This is a genomic window from Streptomyces sp. 7-21 (assembly GCF_016741785.1).
Classification (GTDB): Bacteria; Actinomycetota; Actinomycetes; order Streptomycetales; family Streptomycetaceae; genus Streptomyces.
Genome location: NZ_JAERRL010000002.1, coordinates 244,505 through 267,897 on the forward strand (window position 1 = coordinate 244,505; position 23,393 = coordinate 267,897).

At 73.5% G+C, this 23,393-nt stretch carries 23 protein-coding genes and 1 pseudogene; 10 read left to right on the forward strand and 14 right to left on the reverse strand.

Annotated elements, in window-relative coordinates; genetic code table 11:
- Position 1: 1 nt before the first annotated feature.
- A complete protein-coding gene (locus tag JK356_RS03255) occupies positions 2–736 on the reverse strand; it encodes a hypothetical protein (protein ID WP_201865945.1) in 735 nt (244 codons plus the stop codon).
- 229 nt (positions 737–965) lie between these two features.
- On the opposite strand from JK356_RS03255, the gene purN reads away from it, so the two are divergent.
- Positions 966–1,607 carry a phosphoribosylglycinamide formyltransferase gene (gene purN, locus JK356_RS03260; protein WP_201865946.1) on the forward strand — a complete coding sequence of 214 codons (642 nt, stop codon included), beginning with the start codon at positions 966–968 and terminating at the stop codon, positions 1,605–1,607.
- Complete coding sequence (gene purH / locus JK356_RS03265) at positions 1,516–3,156, forward strand: bifunctional phosphoribosylaminoimidazolecarboxamide formyltransferase/IMP cyclohydrolase (RefSeq protein ID WP_201865947.1); 1,641 nt, start codon at positions 1,516–1,518, stop codon at positions 3,154–3,156. Before purN ends, purH begins: the two co-directional genes overlap by 92 nt.
- Before the next feature lie 39 nt (positions 3,157–3,195).
- On the opposite strand, the gene JK356_RS03270 is transcribed toward purH, so the two are convergent.
- Positions 3,196–3,474: a hypothetical protein gene (locus tag JK356_RS03270; RefSeq protein WP_201865948.1), complete on the reverse strand. Its 279-nt coding sequence runs from the start codon at positions 3,472–3,474 to the stop codon at positions 3,196–3,198.
- Positions 3,475–3,553: 79 nt separating this feature from the next.
- Positions 3,554–3,904: a hypothetical protein gene (locus JK356_RS03275; protein WP_201865949.1), complete on the reverse strand. Its 351-nt coding sequence runs from the start codon at positions 3,902–3,904 to the stop codon at positions 3,554–3,556.
- A 189-nt stretch (positions 3,905–4,093) separates the two neighbouring features.
- Between JK356_RS03275 and JK356_RS03280 the strand changes: the two genes are divergently transcribed.
- Together JK356_RS03280 and JK356_RS21600 are read left to right on the forward strand one after the other, a co-directional pair.
- A complete protein-coding gene (locus JK356_RS03280) occupies positions 4,094–4,960 on the forward strand; it encodes a bifunctional methylenetetrahydrofolate dehydrogenase/methenyltetrahydrofolate cyclohydrolase (RefSeq protein WP_201865950.1) in 867 nt (288 codons plus the stop codon).
- Positions 4,961–4,977: 17 nt separating this feature from the next.
- Positions 4,978–5,349, forward strand: coding sequence for a DUF3017 domain-containing protein (locus JK356_RS21600; protein WP_307815377.1), 372 nt, complete (start codon positions 4,978–4,980; stop codon positions 5,347–5,349).
- A gap of 25 nt (positions 5,350–5,374) precedes the next feature.
- On the opposite strand, the gene JK356_RS03290 is transcribed toward JK356_RS21600, so the two are convergent.
- The 5 genes from JK356_RS03290 to rocD form a co-directional block, all read right to left on the reverse strand.
- On the reverse strand, positions 5,375–6,352 hold the full coding sequence (locus JK356_RS03290; RefSeq protein WP_201865951.1) for a glycine betaine ABC transporter substrate-binding protein: 978 nt from the start codon (positions 6,350–6,352) through the stop codon (positions 5,375–5,377).
- A gap of 10 nt (positions 6,353–6,362) precedes the next feature.
- The gene (locus JK356_RS03295) at positions 6,363–7,349 is read right to left on the reverse strand and encodes a malate dehydrogenase (RefSeq protein ID WP_201865952.1); all 987 of its coding nucleotides are present in this window, start codon (positions 7,347–7,349) and stop codon (positions 6,363–6,365) included.
- A gap of 120 nt (positions 7,350–7,469) precedes the next feature.
- Positions 7,470–8,300, reverse strand: coding sequence for a helix-turn-helix transcriptional regulator (locus JK356_RS03300; RefSeq protein WP_201865953.1), 831 nt, complete (start codon positions 8,298–8,300; stop codon positions 7,470–7,472).
- The gene (locus JK356_RS03305) at positions 8,293–9,090 is read right to left on the reverse strand and encodes a peptidoglycan-binding protein (protein WP_201865954.1); all 798 of its coding nucleotides are present in this window, start codon (positions 9,088–9,090) and stop codon (positions 8,293–8,295) included. The genes JK356_RS03300 and JK356_RS03305 overlap by 8 nt, the downstream gene beginning before the upstream one ends.
- 260 nt (positions 9,091–9,350) lie before the next feature.
- Entirely contained in the window at positions 9,351–10,616 is a 1,266-nt protein-coding gene (gene rocD / locus JK356_RS03310) for an ornithine--oxo-acid transaminase (RefSeq protein WP_307815378.1), read from the reverse strand.
- A gap of 114 nt (positions 10,617–10,730) precedes the next feature.
- On the opposite strand from rocD, the gene trpS reads away from it, so the two are divergent.
- Positions 10,731–11,759 (forward strand): tryptophan--tRNA ligase, encoded by a 1,029-nt coding sequence (gene trpS, locus JK356_RS03315; RefSeq protein WP_201865955.1) that lies wholly within the window; start codon positions 10,731–10,733, stop codon positions 11,757–11,759.
- A gap of 28 nt (positions 11,760–11,787) precedes the next feature.
- Complete coding sequence (locus JK356_RS03320; protein WP_201865956.1) at positions 11,788–12,357, forward strand: 2'-5' RNA ligase family protein; 570 nt, start codon at positions 11,788–11,790, stop codon at positions 12,355–12,357.
- Positions 12,358–12,370: 13 nt separating this feature from the next.
- Here JK356_RS03320 and JK356_RS03325 read toward each other — a convergent pair whose 3' ends face one another.
- A complete protein-coding gene (locus JK356_RS03325; protein WP_374100598.1) occupies positions 12,371–13,762 on the reverse strand; it encodes a D-alanyl-D-alanine carboxypeptidase family protein in 1,392 nt (463 codons plus the stop codon).
- Between the two features lie 125 nt (positions 13,763–13,887).
- On the opposite strand from JK356_RS03325, the gene JK356_RS03330 reads away from it, so the two are divergent.
- From JK356_RS03330 to JK356_RS03340, 3 genes are all read left to right on the forward strand, one after another.
- Positions 13,888–15,276, forward strand: coding sequence for a metallophosphoesterase (locus tag JK356_RS03330; protein ID WP_201865957.1), 1,389 nt, complete (start codon positions 13,888–13,890; stop codon positions 15,274–15,276).
- A gap of 148 nt (positions 15,277–15,424) precedes the next feature.
- The gene (locus JK356_RS03335) at positions 15,425–15,796 is read left to right on the forward strand and encodes a carboxypeptidase-like regulatory domain-containing protein (protein ID WP_201865958.1); all 372 of its coding nucleotides are present in this window, start codon (positions 15,425–15,427) and stop codon (positions 15,794–15,796) included.
- 63 nt (positions 15,797–15,859) lie between these two features.
- Positions 15,860–17,422: an ABC transporter substrate-binding protein gene (locus JK356_RS03340; RefSeq protein WP_201865959.1), complete on the forward strand. Its 1,563-nt coding sequence runs from the start codon at positions 15,860–15,862 to the stop codon at positions 17,420–17,422.
- 13 nt (positions 17,423–17,435) lie between these two features.
- Here the strand turns inward: JK356_RS03340 and JK356_RS03345 are convergent, their stop codons facing one another.
- From JK356_RS03345 to sdhC, 5 genes are all read right to left on the reverse strand, one after another.
- Positions 17,436–18,803 carry an FAD-binding oxidoreductase gene (locus tag JK356_RS03345; protein WP_201865960.1) on the reverse strand — a complete coding sequence of 456 codons (1,368 nt, stop codon included), beginning with the start codon at positions 18,801–18,803 and terminating at the stop codon, positions 17,436–17,438.
- A 91-nt stretch (positions 18,804–18,894) separates the two neighbouring features.
- Complete coding sequence (locus JK356_RS03350) at positions 18,895–19,677, reverse strand: succinate dehydrogenase iron-sulfur subunit (protein WP_201865961.1); 783 nt, start codon at positions 19,675–19,677, stop codon at positions 18,895–18,897.
- A complete protein-coding gene (gene sdhA, locus JK356_RS03355) occupies positions 19,677–21,431 on the reverse strand; it encodes a succinate dehydrogenase flavoprotein subunit (RefSeq protein ID WP_201865962.1) in 1,755 nt (584 codons plus the stop codon). Before sdhA ends, JK356_RS03350 begins: the two co-directional genes overlap by 1 nt.
- 11 nt (positions 21,432–21,442) lie before the next feature.
- The gene (locus JK356_RS03360) at positions 21,443–21,913 is read right to left on the reverse strand and encodes a succinate dehydrogenase hydrophobic membrane anchor subunit (protein ID WP_201865963.1); all 471 of its coding nucleotides are present in this window, start codon (positions 21,911–21,913) and stop codon (positions 21,443–21,445) included.
- Between the two features lie 5 nt (positions 21,914–21,918).
- Positions 21,919–22,299, reverse strand: a complete 381-nt coding sequence (gene sdhC, locus JK356_RS03365; protein WP_201865964.1) for a succinate dehydrogenase, cytochrome b556 subunit — start codon at positions 22,297–22,299, stop codon at positions 21,919–21,921.
- Positions 22,300–22,755: 456 nt separating this feature from the next.
- On the opposite strand from sdhC, the pseudogene JK356_RS03370 reads away from it, so the two are divergent.
- Positions 22,756–23,298, forward strand: a pseudogene (locus tag JK356_RS03370) (RNA polymerase sigma factor); the annotation flags it as partial.
- Positions 23,299–23,393 lie beyond the last annotated feature (95 nt).

The window sequence follows — 23,393 nt, forward strand, 5'->3', positions numbered from 1 at the left end:
GTCAGTCCTCCTCGCCCAGCAGCGGGCGCAGACGGCTGGGCAGCAGCTCCTCGCAGGACTGGCGGGACGGAGTGGTCAGGGCGTCCTCCCGGCAGTCGTAGTAGTCCTTGTAGACCAGGTGCACGGTGTAGCTGGCGATGACGATCGCCAGCGCCGCCGAGGCCAGCACGACGCCCGCGACGGCCGCCGCGAACTGCGGCCGGTCGCCCGGCCGGCGCCCCTTCCCGGCCGCCGGGGCCGGCGCGGCGCCGCCCTGCGGCTGGTCCCCGCGCTCGTCCCGCCCGTTCTCCCGGCCCTCCCGCTTCGGGCCGCCGCGCAGCCCGCTGATGCCCCAGTACAGGGCCAGGGCGCCGAGCAGCAGGCCCAGCCACTCCCAGCCGAGCAGCCCGGCGAAGACGCCCCACATGCCCGCGAGCACCGCGTACCTGGCGTGGCGCTGGCCCGGGTCCGTCGGGTCCCAGCGGTGGTTGCCCAGCCCGCCGCCGCGCCGCCCGTCACGGCCGGGCGGCGGGGCGCCGAACCCGCCGGACTGGCGTCCCGGCTGCCGTCTGCTCCAGTAGCTTCCCCAGCGCTGCCGCTGGTCGCCCTCGCCATCGGCGTCACCGGCGGCACGCGCGTCGTCGCCGTCCTGGTGGCGCGGGCGCCAGGGCCGGTCCGGCTGGTCCTCCGGCGGCGGAGCGAACGGATTGTCCTGTGGGTCGTCCCGCTGGCCTGGATCACGGCGTCGGTCAGTCATCTCGCTCGTCGTGTCTCCTCGTTCACGCCCACAGGCTTGGTGCAGCTCCTCCGACGGTACCTGTCGCGCCCAGCCCCGTGGCACGGGGGGAGCGGGGCGCCGGTATGGTGGGCCCCGCCGCCAGCGCCGCCGGAACCCGCACCCGCCCACTCCGCACCCGCCGCCGTCACGTTGCCCGTGGCCCTCCCGCCTCCCGCTTAGCCGTTCCGCATCCGAGAAAGACCCTGCCGTGGCACCTCCCGCTGAGCCCGCGTCCCCGGCGCGCCTGGTCGTGCTCGTCTCCGGCTCTGGCACCAACCTCCAGGCGCTGCTCGACGAGATCGCCGCGCGGGGACCGCACGCCTACGGAGCCGAGGTCGTCGCCGTCGGCGCCGACCGCGGCGGCATCGAGGGGCTGCGCCGCGCCGAGCGGGCCGGCCTGCCCACCTTCGTGTGCCGGGTGCGGGACTACGCCACCCGCGAGGAGTGGGACGCGGCGCTGACCGAGGCCGTCGCCGCGCACCGGCCCGACCTGGTGGTCTCCGCCGGCTTCATGAAGATCGTGGGCGCCCGCTTCCTGGCGGAGTTCGGCGGCCGGACCATCAACACCCATCCCGCGCTGCTGCCCAGCTTCCCCGGGGCGCACGGGGTGCGCGACGCGCTCGCGTACGGGGCGAAGGTCACCGGCTGCACCGTCCACTTCGTCGACGCGGGCGTGGACACCGGGCCGATCATCGCGCAGGGCGTGGTCGAGATCAGGGACGAGGACGACGAGGCCGCGCTGCACGAGCGGATCAAGGATGTCGAACGGCGGCTGCTCGTCGACGTCGTGGGGCGCCTGGCCCGCGACGGCTACACCATCGAGGGACGAAAGGTCAGTATCGGTGACTGAGGAGACGAAGCGGCCGGTGCGCCGCGCGCTGGTCAGCGTCTACGACAAGACGGGCCTGTCCGAGCTGGCGCGCGGCCTGCACGCGGCCGGCGTGGAACTGGTCTCCACCGGCTCGACGGCCCAGCGCATCGCCGACGCCGGGGTGCCGGTCACGGCCGTGGAGAAGCTGACGGGCTTTCCCGAGTGCCTCGACGGGCGCGTGAAGACGCTGCACCCCCGCGTGCACGCCGGCCTGCTCGCCGACCAGCGGCGTGAGGAGCACCGCGAGCAGCTCGACGAGCTGGGCATCGCGCCGTTCGACCTGCTGGTGTCGAACCTCTACCCGTTCAGCCAGACGGTGGCGTCGGGCGCCTCGTTCGACGAGTGCGTCGAGCAGATTGACATCGGCGGCCCGGCGATGGTCCGCGCCGCGGCCAAGAACCACGCGTCCGTCGCCGTCGTCACCGACCCGGCGCGCTACCAGGAGGTGCTGGACGCGGTCGCGGCCGGCGGCTTCGATCTGGCGGCCCGGCGGCGGCTGGCCGCCGAGGCGTTCCGGCACACGGCCCGCTACGACGCCGCCGTCGCCGAGTGGTTCGCCCAGCAGGAAGCTGGCGAGGGGGAGTTCCCCGAGTTCACCGCCGTGTCGCTGTCGCTGGCCAGCACGCTGCGGTACGGCGAGAACCCGCACCAGGCCGCCGCGCTGTACGCCGACGGCAGCGGCACCGGCCTGGCCGCCGCCGAGCAGCTGCACGGCAAGGCCATGTCGTACAACAACTACGTCGACACCGAGGCCGCCCGCCGGGCCGCCTACGACCACGACGAGCCGTGCGTCGCGATCATCAAGCACACCAACCCCTGCGGCATCGCCGTCGGCGCCGACGTCGCCGAGGCCCACCGCAAGGCCCACGCCTGCGACCCGCTGTCCGCCTACGGCGGCGTGATCGCCGTCAACCGGCCGGTGTCGGCCGCCATGGCCGAGCAGGTCGCCGAGATCTTCACCGAGGTCATCGTCGCCCCCGGCTACGAGGAGGGCGCCCTGGCGGCGCTGTCGCGCAAGAAGAACATCCGGGTGCTGCGCTGCCCCGAGCCGCCGGCCGCCGGCCGCGAGTTCCGGCGGATCGACGGCGGCGCGCTGGTGCAGGTCACCGACCGCCTCCAGGCCGAGGGCGACCAGACGGCAACCTGGCGGCTGGTGGCCGGCGAGCCGCTGGCCGAGGCGGAGCTGGCCGAGCTGGCCTTCGCCTGGCGCGCCAGCCGGGCGGTGAAGTCCAACGCCATCCTGCTCGCCAAGGACGGCGCCACGGTCGGCGTCGGCATGGGCCAGGTCAACCGGGTGGACTCGGCGCGGCTGGCGGTGCAGCGGGCCGGGGAGGAGCGGGCCAGGGGCTCGTTCGCGGCGTCGGACGCCTTCTTCCCGTTCCCCGACGGGCTCCAGGTGCTGGCCGAGGCGGGCGTGCGGGCCGTGGCCCAGCCGGGCGGCTCGGTGCGCGACGAGGCCGTCATCGAGGCCGCGAGGGCGGCCGGCGTCACCATGTACCTGACGGGGACGCGGCACTTCTTCCACTGACCTCCCGCCGTCCCCGGCGCGCCGGCGCCACGCCGCGCGTCAGGGATGGTCGCGGTGGAGCAGCGCCACCAGCACCTCGTGGAGCACCTCGTGGTCGCGCGGGTCGTGCAGCCGGAACGGCCCGCCGTCGACCGTGTACCACTCGGCGGCGCCCGCGTACCGCACCCGCAGCGTCAGGGTGCCGTCCTCGGCCGCCGCCGTGTGGAGCTCCAGCTCGCCGGTGATCACCCCGGCCTCCCGCGTCATCACCCCGCCCTTGGGCGCGGTGAAGACGGAGTACTTTCCGGCGGCCTCGCGTGTGCCGTTCGTCACGTTCATGCGGCGTATTCCAGCACACGCGCCCCGCCCCGGCGTGTTGCTCCGGGCACCGCTCAGGCCGCCGTGTCGGCGCGCGCCGTCAGGAGCGCGCCCGGGAGAACCACGCGCGCGCCGGTGCCTGCGCCAGGAAGACCACCACCAGCGCCGCCAGCAGGACGTTGACCAGCCCGACCGGCGCCGACAGCATCCCCAGGAACACCGCGAACACCGCCCACACCGTCGTGCCCACGCGCACGCCGTTGCCGCCCCGCGCGAACAGCCAGCCAAGGCCCGCGCCCACGCCGCCGTGGGCCAGGAAGAAGAAGCTGGCGCCGATCAGCGTGGACGCCCGCACGTCGTACTCGCGCTCCAGCTCCTCGCCGCTGGACAGCCCGGTCGACAGCGTCATCAGGCCGAGCAGCAGATTGAGCCCGGCCACCGCGAACGTCATCGCCCGCGCCGCTCTGGGCGGCCCGGACTCGCCCGGGCCGGACGGCGAGGGAGACGGTGAAGCGGACGGTGACGACGGGAAGAGCGGCATCGGTGCGGGCCCCTTCGCGGCTCGGGTACGCGGCGGTCCGGGGGAGGATAACCGGGGACCGGTTGGGCCTGGCGGCGCGGTATCCGCGAGGATAGGGGCATGAGCGCGCAGATTCTCGATGGCAAGGCGACCGCCAAGGCGGTCAAGTCCGACGTCGCGGCCCGCGTCGCCGCGCTGAAGGAACGCGGCGTCACGCCCGGCCTCGGTACCGTGCTCGTCGGCGACGACGTCGGCAGCCAGAAGTACGTCGCGGGCAAGCACCGCGACTGCGCCGCCGTCGGCATCGCCTCCATCCAGCGGGAGCTGCCCGCCACCGCCTCCCAGGAGGAGATCGAGGCGGTCGTGCGCGAGCTGAACGAGGACCCGGCCTGCACCGGTTACATCGTGCAGCTGCCGCTGCCGCGCGGCATCGACGCCTTCCGCGTGCTGGAGCTGATGGACCCGGCCAAGGACGCGGACGGCCTCCACCCGGCCAATCTCGGCCGCCTCGTGCTCGGCGAGCCCGCCCCGCTGCCCTGCACGCCCAACGGCATCATCGCCCTGCTGCGCCGCTACGACGTCCCCCTCGCCGGCGCCCACGTCGTGGTCGTCGGCCGCGGTATCACGGTCGGCCGCTCGCTGCCGCTGCTGCTGACCCGCCGCAGCGAGAACGCCACCGTGACGCAGTGCCACACCGGCACCCGCGAGCTGGCCGCGCACCTGCGCGAGGCCGACATCGTCGTGGCCGCGGCGGGCGTGCCGCACCTGATCAAGCCCGAGGACATCAAGCCGGGCGCGGCCGTGCTCGACGTCGGCGTCAGCCGCGACGAGAACGGCAAGGTCGTCGGCGACGTCCACCCCGGCGTCGCCGAGGTCGCCGGCTGGGTGTCGCCCAACCCGGGTGGCGTCGGCCCCATGACCCGCGCCATGCTGCTGGTGAACGTCGTGGAGGCCGCCGAGCGCGCCGCCGCGGCGGGCGGAGCCTGACGACGGAGGGAGCGGACGTGCCGAGCTACCCGACGAGCTCCACCGCCCGTCCCGAGGGCGGGGAGCGCACCGCGCCCGGCAGCGCGCCGGCGCCGATACGCCAGTGGCCGCTGCTCGCCGTACTCGGCGCGACGCTGGCCGGGCTGCTCGTGACCATCGCCAGCTTCCGCCCGGGGCTGCTCATCGTGGGCGGTGCGCTGCTGGGCGGCGCCGTGCTGCGGGCCTGGCTGCCGCAGGTCGGCATGCTGGCGGTCCGCTCCCGGACCACGGACGTGGCCACCTACGGGATACTCGGCGCGGCGATCGTCGTGCTGACCCTGATGGCGCAGCCCGACCCGCTGATAGAAGTGCCGTTCCTGCGGGACCTGCTGCGGTTCTCCGCCGGCTGAGGGCCGGCCGGCCCCGCGGGACGGCTCATCCGGTGGCCCCGAGCCACTCCGCGACGCGCTCGGGGTGGTCCCGGGCCCACTCCTCGGCGGCGGCGCGGGGCGTGAGCCCGCGGGCGATGAGGCGGGCCACCTCGTTCTGCTCCTGCTCGGTCCAGGTGAAGTCGCGCAGGAACTCCGCCGGCTCGCCGCGGGTCTGAAGGAAATACCGGTTCAGGTACTTGTGCAGCGGCCGGTCGGGGTAGTACTCCGCGGGCAGTTCCACCTCGGCGAGGTCCGTCTCGGTGTGCAGCCAGTGCGGCCGCCAGAAGTACGCCAGCAGCGGCTCGCCCGCCTCGTCCGCGGCCCTGATCTCCTCGATCAGCGCGTCCTCGCTGCCGGTGGGGGCGGGGCGCAGCGGCAGCCCGAGGCCGGCGATGATCTCCTCGTCATGCGTGGCGTGGTACGGGTCGCCCTCCAGCACCTCGCCGCCGAAGTCGCCGGCGAACTCGCCCAGATTCTCAGCCCGCAGCACGCCGGGGTGCGCGTCGGCGTACGCCTGCGGTACGTACCAGCCGACGCGCCCGGTGATGCCCAGCTCCCCGGCGTCCGTGACGTTCCGCTTCTCCTCGACGTAGAGCTCCCGCCGGTCCGGGAGCGCGCCCCAGTCCTCCATGAGGGCGTGGACCTGACCGGTGGCCAGGGCGTCCCAGGCCTCGGCCTGGCCGAGGTTCACCAGCTCCACCGACACGTGGTCCCACTTCGCCTCCAGCAGGTACCTCGCCATGCCGGCGGTGGCCTGGCCGCCTGTCCAGTCGGGAAGCGCGATGACGATGGTCTCGGCAGTCTCCTCGCCCGCCGCCTCGTTCAGCACGCCGCAGGCGCTCGTGGCCAGCAGGCCGAGCGCGCTGGCGGCGGCCAGAACGGGGCGGCGGGGCTTCAGCCGGGACTGCCGCCGGGGCACCAGCCGGGCAAGCTGGGACGCCAGCCTGGCGAACCACCGGGGAACCAGCCGGGGAAGCAGCATGCGGGTCAGGCTAGATCAGGCCGAGCGACTTGACCGCCTCGCGCTCGTCCTTCAGCTCCTGCACCGAGGCGTCGATGCGGGCGCGGGAGAAGTCGTTGATCGACAGGCCCTGGACGATCTGGTACGAACCGCCCGAGCAGGTCACCGGGAACGAGGAGATCAGGCCCTCGGGAACGCCGTAAGAGCCGTCGGAGGGCACGGCCATCGAGGTCCAGTCGCCCTCGGGCGTGCCGTTGACCCAGGTGTACACGTGGTCGATGGCGGCGTTGGCGGCGGAGGCGGCCGAGGAGGCGCCGCGGGCCTCGATGATGGCGGCACCGCGCTTGGCGACCGTCGGGATGAACTCGTCGGTCAGCCACGCCTCGTCCACGGCCTCGGCGGCGCTCTTGCCCGCCACCTCGGCGTGGAAGACGTCCGGGTACTGGGTCGCGGAGTGGTTGCCCCAGATCGTCAGCTTGCGGATCTCGGAGACGGACACGCCGGTCTTCTTCGCCAGCTGGGTCAGGGCACGGTTGTGATCGAGGCGGGTCATCGCCGTGAACCGCTCGGCGGGCACGTCCGGGGCGGCGGACTGCGCGATCAGGGCGTTGGTGTTGGCCGGGTTGCCCACGACCAGGACGCGCACGTCGTCCGCGGCGTGGTCGTTGATGGCCTTGCCCTGCGGCTTGAAGATGCCGCCGTTGGCCTCCAGCAGGTCGCCGCGCTCCATGCCCTTGGTGCGGGGCCGGGCGCCTACCAGCAGGGCCACGTTGGTGCCGTCGAACGCGGTGGCCGGGTCGTCGGTGATGTCGATGCCGGTCAGCAGCGGGAACGCGCAGTCGTCCAGCTCCATGGCCGTGCCCTCGGCGGCGGGCAGCGCGGGAGTGATCTCCAGCAGGCGCAGCCTGACCGGCACGTCCTGGCCGAGCAGCTGCCCGGAGGCGATCCGGAACAGCAGGGCGTACCCGATCTGACCGGCCGCGCCGGTGACGGTGACGGTGACGGGAGTGCGGGACATGGCTACCTCCAGGGGGTGGTCCAAATGGCGGCGTCCTAGCACGGCGACCAGCGTTCAGGCTATCTAAGGGCGCGCTCACGCCCGCTGCACACCCCCGCGCGGGCCGTGGCGGACGGGCCGTCAGAGGTCCGGCTGCTCCGGTCCCACGCTGGCCCAGTGGGTGCAGACCGAGGTGCCGTCGGCGAGGGTCACGCAGGCGCGGGCGCGCGCGGGCCGCTCGAAGCCGATCATCAGCGTGTGCATATAGCGGTTGCGGGCCGTGGCCCGCATCGCCTGCCGCTCGTCGCCCGCCTCGATCCACACCTGGTCGCCGGACCGGGGCTCGGTCAGGCGGGCCCAGGCCGCCTGGCAGGCGGCGCTCGCCCGCAGCTCCACCGTCCGGCCGCCCGCCGTCAGCCGGGCGCGCGTGCCGGCGTCCGCCCAGCAGGCCGTGCCGGCCGAGTCGGAGTCGCGGCCGGTGCAGGAGGCACCAGCGCACCGGCCGGTGGCCGTGGCGGCCGGGGCCGGCGGCGCGGCGGGCGGGCCGGTCCCGGCCGGCCGCCACAGCACAAGCACCCCCGCGAGCACGGCCACCGCCGTCGCCAGGCAGGCCAGCGCCACCCGGGCCGTGGCGGTGTGCCCGCGGTTCCCCGCCGGCGGCGCGGCGGCGGGCGCGTGCCCGGCGTCACCGGCGTCACCGGCGTCGTCGCGGCGCCGCCAGGCGCGTTCGGCCAGCTCCCACAGCGCCACCAGCCGTTCGGGGGCCTCGCCGCCCAGCCGCGCCAGGTCCTCGACGGCCTCGCGGGGCGGCAGCGTCCGGCCGCACAGGTACCGCTGCCAGGACGACTTGCTGCACCGGGTCCTGGCGCCGAGCGCCGCGTAGCTCAGCCCGGACCGCTCCTTCACCTCGCGCAGCCGCGCGAGCAGGTGTTCCACCTCCGGCGCCGCCGGCCGCCGCCGTGTCTCACCCACCGCGCAGCGCCCGCCACGTCTGGGGCCCGACGATGCCATCGCCGGCCAGGCCCTGGTCCCGCTGGAACGCGATGACCGCCGCCTCGGTGTTGGGGCCGAAGATGCCGTCGATGGCGCCGGGGTCGAAGCCGTGCCGCTTGACCAGGCACTGCACCTCGGCGATCGGCTCGCCGTTGGACCCCAGGCCGAACTCGGTGGTCAGCGTCGTGCTGTGGCCCGCGTAGTCGAGCCCCTCGTACTCGTAGAACTGGCACGGGTAGGTGACGGGGGACGCCCCGGTGGTGCTCGGTACGGGCGTGGGCGTGCCGGACGGCGCGGAGGCCGCCTGCCCCGCGCCGCTGTCCCAGGGGCGCACCGCGCTCAGCGCCAGCAGCCCGGCGGCGAGGGCGACGAGCAGCGCGGCGGTCACGCCCAGGCGCCAGCGCCGCCATAACGGCCACCGCGTGTCGTTCCCCGTCGCTGCCGGTGACCCGGCCGCGAGCCCGCCGGGCCCGGCCCGTGCCGCCACCGGCTCGCCGGCCCCCGGCGCCGAGGCGGCGGCCAGCTCCCACAGCGCCAGCAGCTGGCTGGGGGCGGCGGCGCCCGTGGCGCGGGCGAACCGCTCCACGGCGTGACGGGACGGCAGGCCGCGGCCGTTGAGATACCGCGCCCAGGACGACTTGCTGGTGCCGGTCCGGGCCGCGAGCGCGTCCAGGCTCAGCCCGCTGCGGTCCTTCAGCGCGCGCAGCTCCACCACGAGCCGCCGGGCGTGCGGATCCAGCGACCCGGATAACGCCTTCCAACGGGACATGCTCCACCCCCGGTCCGCCTCGCGCCCCCTCCATCGTGGGCAACGGCACCCACCAGGGCAATGGCGCCGTCCCGCTCCGGTGCCAGTTCGCGCCGCGTCCCAGCAGGTCAGTGGCTGGGACGTCCCGGGTTTTCCCCCGCCCCGCCCCGAAGCTGGCGGCCGGCCGCCGCCCGGCGCACCATGGGCCGGCGGCGGTGTTGCGTCCTCGCGGGGGGAGGACGGAACACCGCCCGGCCGCCCGGCCCCCGGCCGCCGGGCCGTCACGCCACGCCGAGGACCTCGCGCAGCCGGGCCAGCCCCCAGTCCAGGTCGTCCTTGGCGATGACGAGCGGCGGCGCCAGCCGGATCGTGCTGCCGTGGGTGTCCTTCACCAGCACGCCGCGCTCCATCAATCGCTCGGAGATCTGCCGTCCGGTGCCGTGCTCCGGCGCGATGTCCACGCCTGCCCACAGCCCGCGCCCCCGCACCTCGGTGACGGCGCCCCTGGCCGCGCCCGCCAGGGCCGCGAGCTCCTGGTGCAGGTGCTCGCCCAGCTCCGCCGCCCGCTGCTGGATCCCGCCCTCCCGCAGCATGGCGATGACCTCGCAGCCGACGGCGCACGCCAGCGGGTTGCCGCCGAACGTCGAGCCGTGCTCGCCGGGCCGGTAGCGGCCGAGGATCTCCGAGGAGGAGACCACCGCCGACACCGGCACCACTCCGCCGCCCAGCGCCTTGCCGAGCACGTACACGTCCGGCACCACGTCCTCGTGTTCGCAGGCGAACGTCCGCCCGGTCCGGCCCAGGCCCGACTGGATCTCGTCCGCCATGAACAGGACGTTCCGCTCCCGCGTGACACGGCGCACGCCCGCCAGGTAGCCCGGCGGCGGCACCCGCACGCCGGCCTCGCCCTGGATCGGTTCGAGCAGCACCGCCACCGTGTTGCCGCCGCCCGCGCCGTCCCCGTCGATGGCGGCCGTGAGCGCGTCCAGATCGCCGTAGGGCACGACCGTGAACCCCGGCGTGTAGGGGCCGAAGCTGCGCCGGGCCTCTTCGTCCGTCGAGAAGCTGATGACGGTGGTGGTGCGGCCGTGGAAGTTGCCCTCGGCGACGATGATGCGGGCCTGGCCCTCGGGCACGCCCTTGACCTCGTAGCCCCACTTGCGCGCCGTCTTCACGGCGGTCTCGACCGCCTCCGCGCCGGTGTTCATCGGCAGCACCATCTCCATGCCGCACAGCTCGGCCAGGCCGGCGCAGAACGCGGCGAAGCGGTCGTGGTGGAACGCCCGCGACGTCAGTGTCAGCCGCGTGAGCTGGGCGCGCGCCTCGGCGATCAGCCGGGGGTGGCCGTGCCCGAAGTTGAGCGCCGAGTACCCGGCGAGCATGTCCAGGTAGCGGCGCCCCGTGACGTCCGTCATCCACGCCCCCCGTGCGCTGGAGATGACGACGGGCAGCGGGTGGTAGTTGTGCGCGCTGTGCGCCTCGGCGGTGGCGATCAGCTGGTCCGGCAGCCGCCCTCGGGCGGTGGAAGATTTTCCTGTGGCGGTCACGGGTAACCTCCGATCTTGCGGCCAAGCGGCGGTATGTCCCTCTTTTTACCGCTGGCCTGGGGTGCTGAGAAGAAAAACTGATCGGCCCTTGCCGGACCTGCGAGAATGGGCGGCATGGCCACTGACCGAACTGCGGAACGCCCGCGCGTGCTCTCCGGTATCCAGCCCACGGCCGGCTCGTTCCACCTGGGCAACTACCTCGGCGCGGTGCGCCAGTGGGTGGCGCTCCAGGAGACCCACGACGCGTTCTACATGGTCGTGGACCTGCACGCCATCACCGTCCCCAAGGACCCCGAGGAGCTGCGCGAGTCCACGCGGCTGGCCGTCGCACAGCTGCTCAGCGCGGGGCTCGACCCCGAGCGGTGCACCCTCTTCGTGCAGAGCCACGTGCCGGAGCATGCCCAGCTCGCCTGGGTGCTGAACTGCATGACGGGCTTCGGCGAGGCGTCCCGCATGACCCAGTTCAAGGACAAGTCCGCGAAGGAGGGCGCCGAGGGCACCACCGTCGGCCTCTTCACCTACCCCACGCTGATGGCCGCGGACATCCTCCTCTACCAGGCCGCGCAGGTGCCGGTCGGCGAGGACCAGCGGCAGCACATCGAGCTGACCCGCGACCTCGGCCAGCGGTTCAACGCGCGGTACGGCGAGACGTTCACGCTGCCCGAGGGCTACATCCTCAAGGAGGGCGCAAAGATCTACGACCTCCAGGACCCGGCCGTCAAGATGAGCAAGTCGGCCTCCAGCCCCAAGGGCATCATCTGGCTGATGGACGAGCCGAAGACCTCGGCGAAGAAGATCCGCAGCGCGGTCACCGACACCGACACCGTCATCCGCTACGACCCGGCGGCCAAGCCGGGCGTCAGCAACCTGCTGGTGATCTACTCGGCGCTGACCGGCATGAGCATCCCGGACATCGAGGAGAAGTTCGCCGGGCAGCTGTACGGTCCGCTGAAGAAGGAGCTGGGGGAGATCGTCGCCGACTGGGCCGCCCCGTTCCGGGAGCGGACGCTGGAGTACCTGAAGGACCCGGCCGAGCTGGATGCCATCCTGGCCAGGGGCGCTGAGAAGGCCCGCGCCGTCGCCGCGCCGGTCCTCGCCGACGTCTACCGGAAGGTGGGCTTCCTCAGCCCCGCCGGCGCCTAGGCAGGAGACATTCGGAGGGAGACGAGCTGTGGGGACCGTCACGCTGGGCGTGTCGATAGCGGTCCCGGAGCCGCACGGCGGCCTGGTCCAGCGCTGCCGCCTCGGCTTCGGCGACGCCGCGGCCGCCGGTATCCCCACGCACGTCACGCTGCTGCCGCCGACCGAGGTGGACGCGGACGCCTGCCCGGAGATCGAGGACCACCTGGCGGCGGTGGCCGCGGCGGGCAGCCCGTTCCGGCTGCGGCTGTGCGGCACGGACACGTTCCGCCCGGTCACGCCCGTGGTCTTCCTGCGCGTCGCCGGCGGCGCCGAGAGCTGCGCGCGGCTCCAGGAGCGGGTGCGCGACCCGGCGGGGCCGCTGGCGCGCGAGCTGCCGTTCCCGTACCACCCGCACGTGACGCTCGCGCACGGCATCGCCGAGGAGGCGATGGACGCCGCGCAGACGTCGATGGCCGGCTACCAGGCGTCGTGGACGGTGCCCGGGTTCGCCCTGTACGAACAGGCGGGGGACGGCGCGTGGCGGCTCCAGCGGGAGTTCCGGTTCGCCCGCACGCCCTCCCCGCGGCCCGGCGCGCTGCCGGGGCCGGTCTCCGCCTGAGCCCTTCCGGGAGCTAGCCGGCCGCAGTGCCGCGGTGGTCCGGGCCGCCGGTTCCGTCGGTCCCGTCGGTCCCGTCGGACCCGTCCGGCTCGTCCTGCGGCGTGCGGCGCCCGGCGGCCGGCAGCGGGTTGCGCCGGTGGAAGAGGTAGGCGGCTGCGGCCAGGACCGCCATGCTGACCGCCGCGACCACCAGCACGGTCATGCCGCTGGCCGACCCGCCCTCGCCGCCGGAGGCGCCGTCTCGCGGGGCGGTCTCGCCGTTGCTCCCGTCGCCGGCTCCGGCGTCGTCGCCCCCGCCCGCCTGCGGGCCCTGCGCACCGGTCCGCTCCTCCAGTTCGCTCAGCGGCGGCACGAGTTCGCCCACCGGCTCGACCATGTCGGCGGCCCGGAAGCCCCAGTCGAGCAGGTCGGCCGCCTCGCGGTACACCTGGAGGCCGTCGCCGCGCGGGTCCATCACCGTGACGAGCAGCACCCGCCCGTCGCGCTCCGCGACGCCGGTGAACGTGTACCCGGCGGAGGAGGTGTAGCCGTTCTTGATGCCGGCGATGCCGGGGTACGGGTCCAGGCCCTGGTCGCCGACGAGCAGGCGGTTGGTGGACTGGATCTCGTACGAGCCGCGGTCGGGTCCGGAGCCCGCGCCCGGGAACTGGGCGGTGGGCGTGGCCGCGTACTCCCGGAAGTCCGGGTTCTGCATGCCGGAGCGGGCGATGAGCGTCAGGTCGTAGGCCGAGGACACCTGGCCGGGGGCGTCGTAGCCGTCGGGGTTGATGACGTGGGTGTCGAGGGCCTGGAGCTCGGCGGCGCGCTCGTTCATCTCCTCGACGGTGCGTTCCTTGCCGCCGTTGAGCGCGGCGAGCGCGTAGGCCGCGTCGTTGCCGGACGCCAGGAACACGCCGTGCCACAGGTCCTCGACCGTGTAGGTCTGGTAGTCGGCGATGCCGACGGCGCTGCTGCCGGGGCCCATGTCCGCGAAGTGCTCCGGGCGGGCCCGGTACAGCTCGTCGCGGTCGAACTTGGGTAGCAGCGTGTCCGCCAGCAGCATCTTGATGGTGCTGGCGGGGGCCAGCGGCCAGTGCGCGTTGTGTGCCGCCAGCACGTCGCCGCTCTCGGCGTCCGCCACGATCCACGACTTGGCGGACAGGTCCTCGGGCAGCTGCGGCGCGCCCGTCAGGGGCTGGACCTGCGTGCCGGGCCGGGAGAGGAGTTCGCCGCCGATGGACGACATCTGCGACGGCGGGGCCGTCTCGCCGGCCGGGTCGGAGACGGCCGGGGCGGGCGGGAGCAGGAAGGGGATCGCTATGGCGCACGCCAGGACCAGCCCGGCGCGTGCGGTGAGGGCGAATCGCGGGCCGCGGCCCGCGGCGCGGCGAGGGGTCCGGCGTGCGGACCAGGGATTGAACGGCACACCGTGAACTTACCGGCCCAGCGGCGACTTGGGGCGAGGGGGCGGGCCAAACCGGTGAGTGACCGGCGCTGGTAGGGCGAAGGGCGTGCCACATACTGAGGCGGTACCGAGCGAGAGGATTCCCGATGGCCCTCATCCCCGTCCTGGTGCTGCCGCTGCTCGTGGCGGCGGTGCACCGGTACCTCTGGATACGGCTGGTGCGCGACGTGTCGTCGCCGGGCGGCTGGTACCGGCGCGTGGGCACAGTGCTCGCGTTCGTGCTGCCCGTACTGGCGGCCGTCAGCATGGCGGGGAACGCGGCCGGGCTGCCGTTCCGGGTGCTCCAGGTGGTCTCACCGCCGGGCTTCTACTGGCTGGCCGCCGTGCTGTACCTGGTGCTGGCGCTGCTGGTGGGCGAGATCGTGCGGTTCCTGTGGCTGCGTCAGCTCCGGCGGCGGGACGGCGCCGCCGTGCCCGCCGAGCGCGCCGGGGAGGCCGAGGACGCCGGGAATGACGGGGGCGCGGAAGAAGACGCTGTGCTGGCGCCCGCGGCCGCCGCTGCCGCCCGGACGGCGGACACCGCACCGCACCAGGCCGCTGGCGCCGGCGGCACGCCGCGCCGGACGCCGGGCGAGGACGGTGCCGGGAACTCCGGGGACGGCCCCGGAGGTGAAGAGCGGGACAGCGCCCCGGCCGCCGGAGCCTCTCAGCTGCGGCGGCGCCAGTTCGTGTCGCGGGTGATCGGCTCGGGCGCGGCGCTCATCGCGGGGACGACGGTCGGTTACGGCGCCTATAACGCGCGGCAGCTGCGCACCAAACGCGTCTCCGTCACGCTGGCGAACCTGCCCCGCGCCGCGCACGGCTACCGCATCGCCGTCGTCAGCGACATCCACCTGAGCGCGGTGCTGGGCCGCTCCCACTGCCAGCGCGTCGTGGACGCCGTCAACGCCACCCAGCCCGACCTGGTGACGGTCGTCGGCGACCTGGTGGACGCCGAGGTCGGCGACCTGCGCGCGGCCGCCGAGCCGCTCACCCAGCTGCGGGCCCGCGACGGCCAGTTCTTCGTCACCGGCAACCACGAGTACTACGTGGACACCGAGGAGTGGATCGCCCACGTGCGTGAGCTGGGCCTGACGCCGCTGGAGAACGAACGCCGGGAGCTGCCGTACTTCGACCTGGCCGGGGTCAACGACCTGCGCGGCGAGGACACCAGCCACGGCGGCCCGGACTTCGAAGCGGCGCTGGGCGACCGCGACCCGCGCCGGACGTCGGTGCTGATGGCCCACCAGCCGGTGCAGATCCACGAGGCGGTCGACTACGGCGTGGACCTCCAGCTCTCGGGTCACACGCACGGCGGGCAGCTGTGGCCCGCCACCTACGTCGCCGGCCTGGCCAACCCCACCCTCGCCGGGCTGGAACGCTACGGCGACACCCAGCTCTACGTCAGCCGGGGCGCCGGGGGCTGGGGCCCGCCCGTCCGGGTCGGCGCGGACCCGGATATCACGGTCATCCGGCTTGAATCGGGCGAAGCATAACGCCTCCAATCGGTTCTTTGTGCGTTTTCTGTTTCAGTTCCGCCGAGCTGTCAACTCAAGCCCCCCGTTGTGGTGTCCTTGATAACGACAAGAACACGAACAGACAGCGTGACGGGAACGAAACGCGTCGTCGAAGGAGGCGTGGGGCATGACGGACTCCCTCTCGCACGGCATCGGCGGGGGCCAGACAGGTGAGAGCGAGAGCGGGGCGGGCCGGACGGCGGAGACGTCCCCTGCCGAGGCAGACCCCCTGGTGATCAGGGGCACCGTGCGGGACTCGCTCGGCGTGGCGCTGCCCCGCGCGGTGGTCACCCTCACGGCCGCCTCCGGCGGCCGGAGCCTGGCAAAGACCCGCAGCGGGGCCGACGGGTCGTTCCGCGTCACCGCCCCCGGCGAGGGCGAGTACCTGCTGGCCGCGTTCTCGCCGCAGCTCGGCACCCAGAGCGTGCAGGTGCGGCTGAACGGCAGGCCGGTGGAGGTGGAGTTCCGCATCGACGTCCCGGGCTCCGTCACGACCTGACACCACCGTCGTGTGATGATCTGACCCGATCGGAAGTACGCCGCGGGTCAGGAGTGACGCCACGTGAGGGGCAAACGCACACGTGCCTGGATAGCCGGGCTGGCCGGGGCGGCCGTCGTCGCCGGAGCGGCCACCGCCGTCGCCGTCCTTCGCACGCAGGAGGAGGAGACGCCGCCGCTGCGGATCGGCTCGGCCTACGCCCCGGCCAGCCTCGATCCGGCGGTGGCCACCGATCCCGGCTCGCGTGCCCTGGCCGGAAGCCTGTACCAGTCCCTGCTGTCCTATCCCCCCGGATCCCAGCCCGGCGCCGAGCCGGTGCCCGACGCCGCCGAGTCCTGCGGCTTCGACGGCGAGGAGCTGACCGTCTACCGGTGCACGCTCCGCGACGGCCTGACGTTCAGTTCGGGCCGCCCGGTCACGCCGCACGACGTGCGGTTCTCCGTCGAGCGGGCCATCGCCCTGGCGGACCAGGCCGGCGATCCGGGCCCGCTCGCGGGCGTGCGCGAGGTCCGGGTGGACGGGCAGGACGTCGTCTTCCGCCTCGACGGCCCGGACGCGACGTTCCCCCACGCCCTGGCCAGCGGCGCCGCGGCCGTCGTGGACCGGCAGGACTACGAGGCCGGCCAGCCCCGCACGGACGGCCAGGTCACCGGCTCCGGCCCCTATCTGCTCGCCGGCTACGAGCCGGGCGAGTACGCCGAGCTGGAGCCCAACCCCGACTACCGCGGCGCCGCCCGGGTGCCAGCACAGCCGGTTACCGTCCACTACCTGCCGGCCGGGCGCCTCGCCGACGCCTGGCAGGACGACGAGTTCGACGTGCTCGACGGCAGCCTGCCGCCCGAGGAGCTGGCGGCCGCGAACCAGGGCGGCGGAGACTACCGGGTCCAGGAGTCGGCGGCCACCGTCACCGAGGTCCTCGCCTTCGACACAGCGGGCGACGGCCCGATGGCCGAGCCGGCCGCCCGCCGCGCCGCCGCGGCGCTGCTGGACCGCGAGGCCCTCGCCCGGCACGTGCGGCACGACACGGTCGAGGCGCTCTACGCCCTCGTCCCCGTGGGCTACGCCGGACACGGCACGCCCTACTTCGACGCCTACGAGGACCGCCCGTCCGCCGGCGATCTGAGCCGCGACCTGCGCCAGGCCGGGCTGACCGTGCCGGTCGCCCTCGACCTCGCCTACCCGGCCGGCCCGGGCGAGGCCGCCCGCGAGGCCGAGGCCCAGCTCATCGCCGCCCAGCTCGGCGCCGAAGGGCTGTTCGACGTGACGGTGCGCGCGCACGAGCCCGGCCAGCCGCGCGACGCCGACGCCTACCTCACCGAGTGGTGGCCCCAGTCGCCCGACCCGGCCGCCTTCGCCGACGCGCTGCTCGGCCCGCGCGACGCGCTCGGCACCGGCTTCACCGACCCGGACCTCGACCGGCCGCTGGACGCGGCGCGCGCCGAACCCGACCGCAGCCGCGCCGCCCGGGACCTGGCGGAGGCCGACCGGCTCGCCGCCGACGAGGCGCCGGTCCTGCCGGTGTGGCAGGCCGAACGCCTCATCCTCCACCGCCCGGGCGTGACCGGCGCCGACCGGCTCACCGACGCCAGCGGAGCCTGGCGGCCGTGGGAGCTGGCCCGGGAGTGAACGGCCCCGCGCGCTACAGCAGCTTGCCGGGGTTGAGCAGCCCGAGCGGATCGAACACGCCCTTCAGAGCACGGTGCAGCGCCAGGCTGTCGTCGCCCAGCTCGCGCGCCAGCCACTCCCGCTTCAGCACGCCGACGCCGTGCTCCCCGGTGATCGTGCCTCCCAGCCGCAGCCCGAGGTCCATGATCTCCGCGAACGCCTGGCGCGCCCGCCGCGTCTCGTCCGGGTCGCGGGAGTCGAAGCAGACCGTGGGGTGCGTGTTGCCGTCACCGGCATGCGCCACGACACCGATCGTCAGGCCGTTGCGCTCGGCGATCTCGGCCGTGCCGGTGAGCATGTCGGCCAGCCGGGAGCGCGGCACGCACACGTCGTCGATCATCGTCGTGCCCTTCACCGCCTCCAGCGCCGGCATCGTGGCGCGCCGGGCGGCCAGCAGCATGTCCGTCTCGGCCGCGTCCTCCGCCGGCACCACGGAGGTGGCCCCGGTCTCCTCACACAGCGCGCCGACGGCGGCCAGGTCAGCCGCCGGGTCGGGCGTGTCGAACGCCGCCACCAGCAGCGCCCGCGTCGAGTCCGGCAGGCCCATGCGCGTCAGCCGGTTGACGGCCGCCACGACCGTGGCGTCCATCAGCTCCAGCATCGCCGGGGTGTGGCCCTCGGCCATGATCCGGGCCACCGCCTCGCCCGCGGCGGCCTCCGTGGTGAACTCCGCGGCCAGCGCCAGCCGGGGCGGCGGCGCGGGCCGCAGCGCCAGCACGGCGCGGACCACGACACCGAGCGTGCCCTCCGAGCCGACGAACAGCCGCGTCAGGTCGTAACCGGCCACGCCCTTGGCGGTGCGCCGGCCGGTCCGCAGCAGCCGGCCGTCCGCCAGCACCACGTCCAGGCCGAGCACGTACTCGGCCGTCACGCCGTACTTCACGCAGCACAGACCGCCCGCGCCGGTGGCGATGTTCCCGCCGATCGTGCACTGCTCCCAGCTGGACGGGTCCGGCGGGTACACCAGGTTGTGAGCGGCGGCGGCCTTGGACAGGTCGGCGTTGACGACGCCCGGCTCGACCTCCGCGATCCGGTTGACCGGGTCGATCGACAGCACCCGGTTCATGCGGACCAGCGACAGCAGCACGCAGCCGTCGACGGCGTTGGCGCCGCCCGACAGGCCGGTGCGGGCACCCTGCGGCACGACCGGCACGCGCAGCTCCGTCGCGGTGCGCATCACGTGCTGCACCTGCTCGGTGGTCCGGGGCAGCACGACCACGGCGGGCGTGCCCGCCGGGCAGAAGCTGGCCATGTCGTGGGCGTAGGAGGCGGTGACGTCGGGGTCGGTGAGAACGGCTTCGTCCGGCAGCCCCTCAAGGAGCCTCGCGGCAAGAGTGCTCATGACGGCAGCTTGGCACCCCGCCGCCGGAAAGCCCACGGCCAGGGGGTCTTCCGTCCCGGTTCCCCGCGGTGTTCGCCGAGGTGGCGGGGCGTCAGAACCGCCGCGTGATGAGCGCCCGCTTGACCTCCTGGATCGCCTTGGTGACCTCGATGCCGCGCGGGCAGGCGTCGGTGCAGTTGAACGTCGTGCGGCAGCGCCACACCCCGTCCCGGTCGTTGAGGATCTCCAGCCGCTGCTCGCCGCCCTCGTCGCGCGAGTCGAAGATGAAGCGGTGGGCGTTGACGATGGCCGCCGGGCCGAAGTACTGGCCGTCGTTCCAGAACACCGGGCACGAGGACGTGCACGCCGCGCACAGGATGCACTTGGTCGTGTCGTCAAACCGCTCGCGGTCCTGCGGCGACTGGCGGCGCTCCCGCGTCGGCTCGTTGCCCGTCGTGATGAGGAACGGCATGACGTCGCGGTACGCCTGGAAGAACGGCTCCATGTCCACGACCAGGTCCTTCAGGACCGTCATGCCCTTGATGGGCTCCACCGTGACCGGGCGCGTGCCCCGGCCGCCGGAGATCTCGGCGATGTCCTTGATCAGCGTCTTGCAGGCCAGCCGGTTGCGGCCGTTGATCCGCATCGCGTCGGAGCCGCAGATGCCGTGGGCGCAGGAGCGGCGGAACGTCAGGGTGCCGTCGAGCTCCCACTTGATGTGGTGCAGGGCGTCAAGGACGCGTTCCTTGGGGTCGATCGCGATCTCGAAGTCCTGCCAGGTGGCCTCGGCCGACACCTCGGGGTTGAAGCGGCGGATCCGGAAGGTCACGGTCACCAGGTGGCTGGTGTCCGGGGCGGCTGACTCGCCGGACTTCTCCAGCGTCGGGGTAGACATCAGTACTTTCGCTCCATCGGCTGGTAGCGGGTCTGGACGACCGGCTTGTAGTCAAGCCGGATCGACTCGTTGCCGTCGGCGTCCACCTCGCGGTAGGCCATGGTGTGGCGCATGAAGTTGACGTCGTCGCGGTTGGGGTAGTCCTCGCGGTAGTGGCCGCCGCGGGACTCTTTGCGCGCCAGTGCGGAGGTGACGAGCACCTCGGCCAGGACCAGGAGGTTGCCCAGCTCCAGCGCTTCCAGCAGGTCGGTGTTGTACCGCTTGCCCTTGTCCTGGACGGAGACGTTCTGGTAGCGGCGGCGCAGCTCGGCGATGTCCTCCAGCGCCTCCTTCAGGGTCTGCTCGGTACGGAAGACCATGGCGTTCTTGTCCATCGTCTCCTGCAGCTCGCGGCGGATCTCCACGACCCGCTCGCTGCCCGTGGAGCTGCGCATGCGCTCCACCTCCTCGGCGACGAACCGCTCCGGCTCGTCCGGCAGGTCCGCGAAGTCCGCGGTGGCCGCGTACTCGGCGGCGGCGATGCCGGCGCGGCGGCCGAAGACGTTGATGTCGAGCAGGGAGTTGGTGCCCAGGCGGTTGGCGCCGTGCACGGACACGCAGGCGACCTCGCCGGCCGCGTACAGGCCCGGCACGATGTCGGTGTTGTTGGCCAGCACCTCACCGCGCACGGTCGTCGGGATGCCGCCCATGGCGTAGTGCGCGGTCGGCTGGATCGGGATCGGGTCCGTGTACGGCTCGATGCCCAGGTAGGTGCGGGCGAACTCGGTGATGTCGGGCAGCTTCGCGTCGAGCTGCTCCGGCGGCAGGTGGGTGAGGTCGAGGTACACGTGGTCGCCGTCGGGCCCGCAGCCGCGGCCCTCGCGGATCTCCGTGTAGATGGACCGCGAGACGACGTCCCGGGAGGCGAGGTCCTTCATGACGGGCGCGTACTTCTCCATGAAGCGCTCGCCGTTCTTGTTCCGCAGGATGCCGCCCTCGCCGCGCGCGCCCTCGGTCAGCAGGATGCCCATCTTCCAGATGCCGGTGGGGTGGAACTGGAAGAACTCCATGTCCTCCAGCGGCAGGCCGCGCCGGAACGCGGCGGCCTGGCCGTCCCCGGTGAGGGTGTGGGCGTTGGAGGTGACCTTGTAGAACTTGCCGTTGCCGCCGGAGGCGAACACGACGGCCTTGGCGCGGAAGATGTGCAGCTCGCCGGTGGCCAGCTCGTAGGCGACGACGCCGGCGGTGGTGCGGACGCCGTTGACCTCGGTGAGGAGGAGGTCGAGCACGTAGAACTCGTTGTAGAACTCGACGCCCTCCTTGACGCAGTTCTGGTACAGCGTCTGGAGGATCATGTGGCCCGTGCGGTCGGCCGCGTAGCAGGAGCGGCGCACGGGAGCCTCGCCGTGGTTGCGGCTGTGGCCGCCGAAGCGGCGCTGGTCGATGCGGCCGTCGGGGGTGCGGTTGAAGGGCAGGCCCATCTTCTCCAGGTCGAGGACCGAGTCGATGGCCTCCTTCGCCAGGATCTCCGCGGCGTCCTGGTCGACCAGGTAGTCACCGCCCTTGACGGTGTCGAAGGTGTGCCACTCCCAGTTGTCCTCCTCGACGTTGGCGAGGGCTGCGGCCATGCCGCCCTGGGCGGCGCCGGTGTGGGAGCGGGTGGGGTACAGCTTGGTCAGGACGGCGGTGCGGCTGCGCTTGGTCGCCTCGATCGCGGCGCGCATCCCGGCTCCGCCGGCGCCGACGATGACGGTGTCGTACGAGTGGGTCTGCATGGCGGTTCCGTTCAGCGGATGTCCGGGTCGAAGGTGAAGATGACGAGCGTGCCAAGCAGCACCGTGAACACCGTGGCGGTGTACAGCAGCATCTTCAGCCAGAAGCGGGTGCCGTCGCGCTGGGCGTAGTCGTTGATGATCGTCCGCAGGCCGTTGCAGCCGTGCAGCATCGCCAGCCACAGCATGATGAGGTCCCACGCCTGCCAGAACGGGGAGGCCCAGCGGCCGGCGACGAAGGCGAAGCTCACCTTCGACACGCCGCCCTCCAGCACCAGCTGGATCAGCAGGTGGACCAGCACCAGGACGACGAGCAGGATGCCGGACAGCCGCATGAACAGCCAGCCGTACAGCTCGAAGTTGGTGCGGGTCGCCTTCGGCGTCCTGCGGGTGCGGGCGCGGGGCGGCTCGATGACGGGCGCGGGGTTGTCGGGGCTGTATGTCCCTTCGCCGCTCGCCGTGCTCTTGGTGAGGTCAGTGGACATGTGATTCAGCTCCCGAACAGCTCACGGAACGCGTGCCCGAGCACGGGGTAGGCGGCCCCGGCCATCAGCACCAGCCAGACGCCGACGACCGTCCACAGCATCTGCCGCTGGTAGCGGGCGCCCTTCTCCCAGAAGTCGACGGCGACGACGCGCAGCCCGTTGAGGGCGTGGAAGAGGACGGCGGCGACGAGGCCGTACTCCATGAAGGCCACGATCGGTGTCTTGTAGACGGCGATGGTGTCGTCGTACGCCTCGGGCGACACACGGACGAGCGCGGTGTCCAGCACATGGACGAACAGGAAGAAGAAAACGAGGACACCGGTGACGCGGTGCGCCACCCATGACCACATGCCTTCCCGGCCGCGGTACAGCGTTCCTGCCGGCACGGAAGAAACCCTCCGGAAGCGGTGTGGGGCCTGCCGGCAGCTCCTGGCGTGTCACCAGTCGGGGACGTCGGCCCGGCCCGGCCGGATCACGGTCCACCGGCCGCGGGCCATGCTAGCCGCGCCCTCCCGGCGCGCCCCGCGCGGGGGCCGGGATGGGGGCGTTCGGGGGGCCAGACGTCATCCGTTCGGGCACCCGGGCGGGCACCGCCGCCGCCCCTGGGGGCAGCCGGGGCCGCCACCCCCCACAGGAGAGACCCCGGCTGCCGCACCACGAGCCCAACGGGGCGTGGGCCCGCATTCCCTACAGCGACAGCGGCCGAAAATCTGTTACTGAGCGGATACGGCCGGATGCGCCATGGACGACGGAGGTGAACGACGCGTAGCGTTCGACGCGAGAGACACACAGTGACCATCGCTGGGAACGAAGTGGCTGGTGGCCGCAAAGGGGGGCACGCAGTGCAGGGGGAAGACAGGGAACTGACCGCCGCCGTCCGCGCGGCCCAGAAAGGCGACGAGTTAGCGTTCTCACGCGTGTTCAGGGCCGTGCATCCACGGCTGCTGGGGTATGTGCGGACCATGGTCGCCGGGCCGGACGCCGAGGACGTGGCGGCCGAGGCGTGGCTGCACATATCCAGGGATCTCTCCCGTTTCCACGGCGACGCCGACCGGTTCCGCGGCTGGACGGCCCGGATCGCGCGCAACCGGGCACTGGACCACCTCAGGTCGCGGGCCAGGCGGCCGCAGGAGTGCTCCGTGGAGGAAGCCGGGCTGACCGACCTGCCCGGCGGCGCCGACACGGCGGAGGAGGCCATCGCCGCGCTGGCCACGAGCCGGGCGTTCGCGCTGGTCGGCAAGCTGCCGCACGAGCAGGCCGGGGCGGTGGTGCTGCGCACGGTCTTCGGCCTGGACGCCAAGCGCGCCGCCGTGCTGCTGGGCTGCCGTCCCGGGGCCGTGCGGACCGCGACGCACCGGGGCCTGCGCCGGCTGGCGACGATGGTGGAGCCCCGCGCCGACGCGGACGTGTAACGGAAACCGCACCGCCGACGCAGTATGAGACAGGCCGACTGGTCATCGGCCGTCAGGGCTCCGAGGTC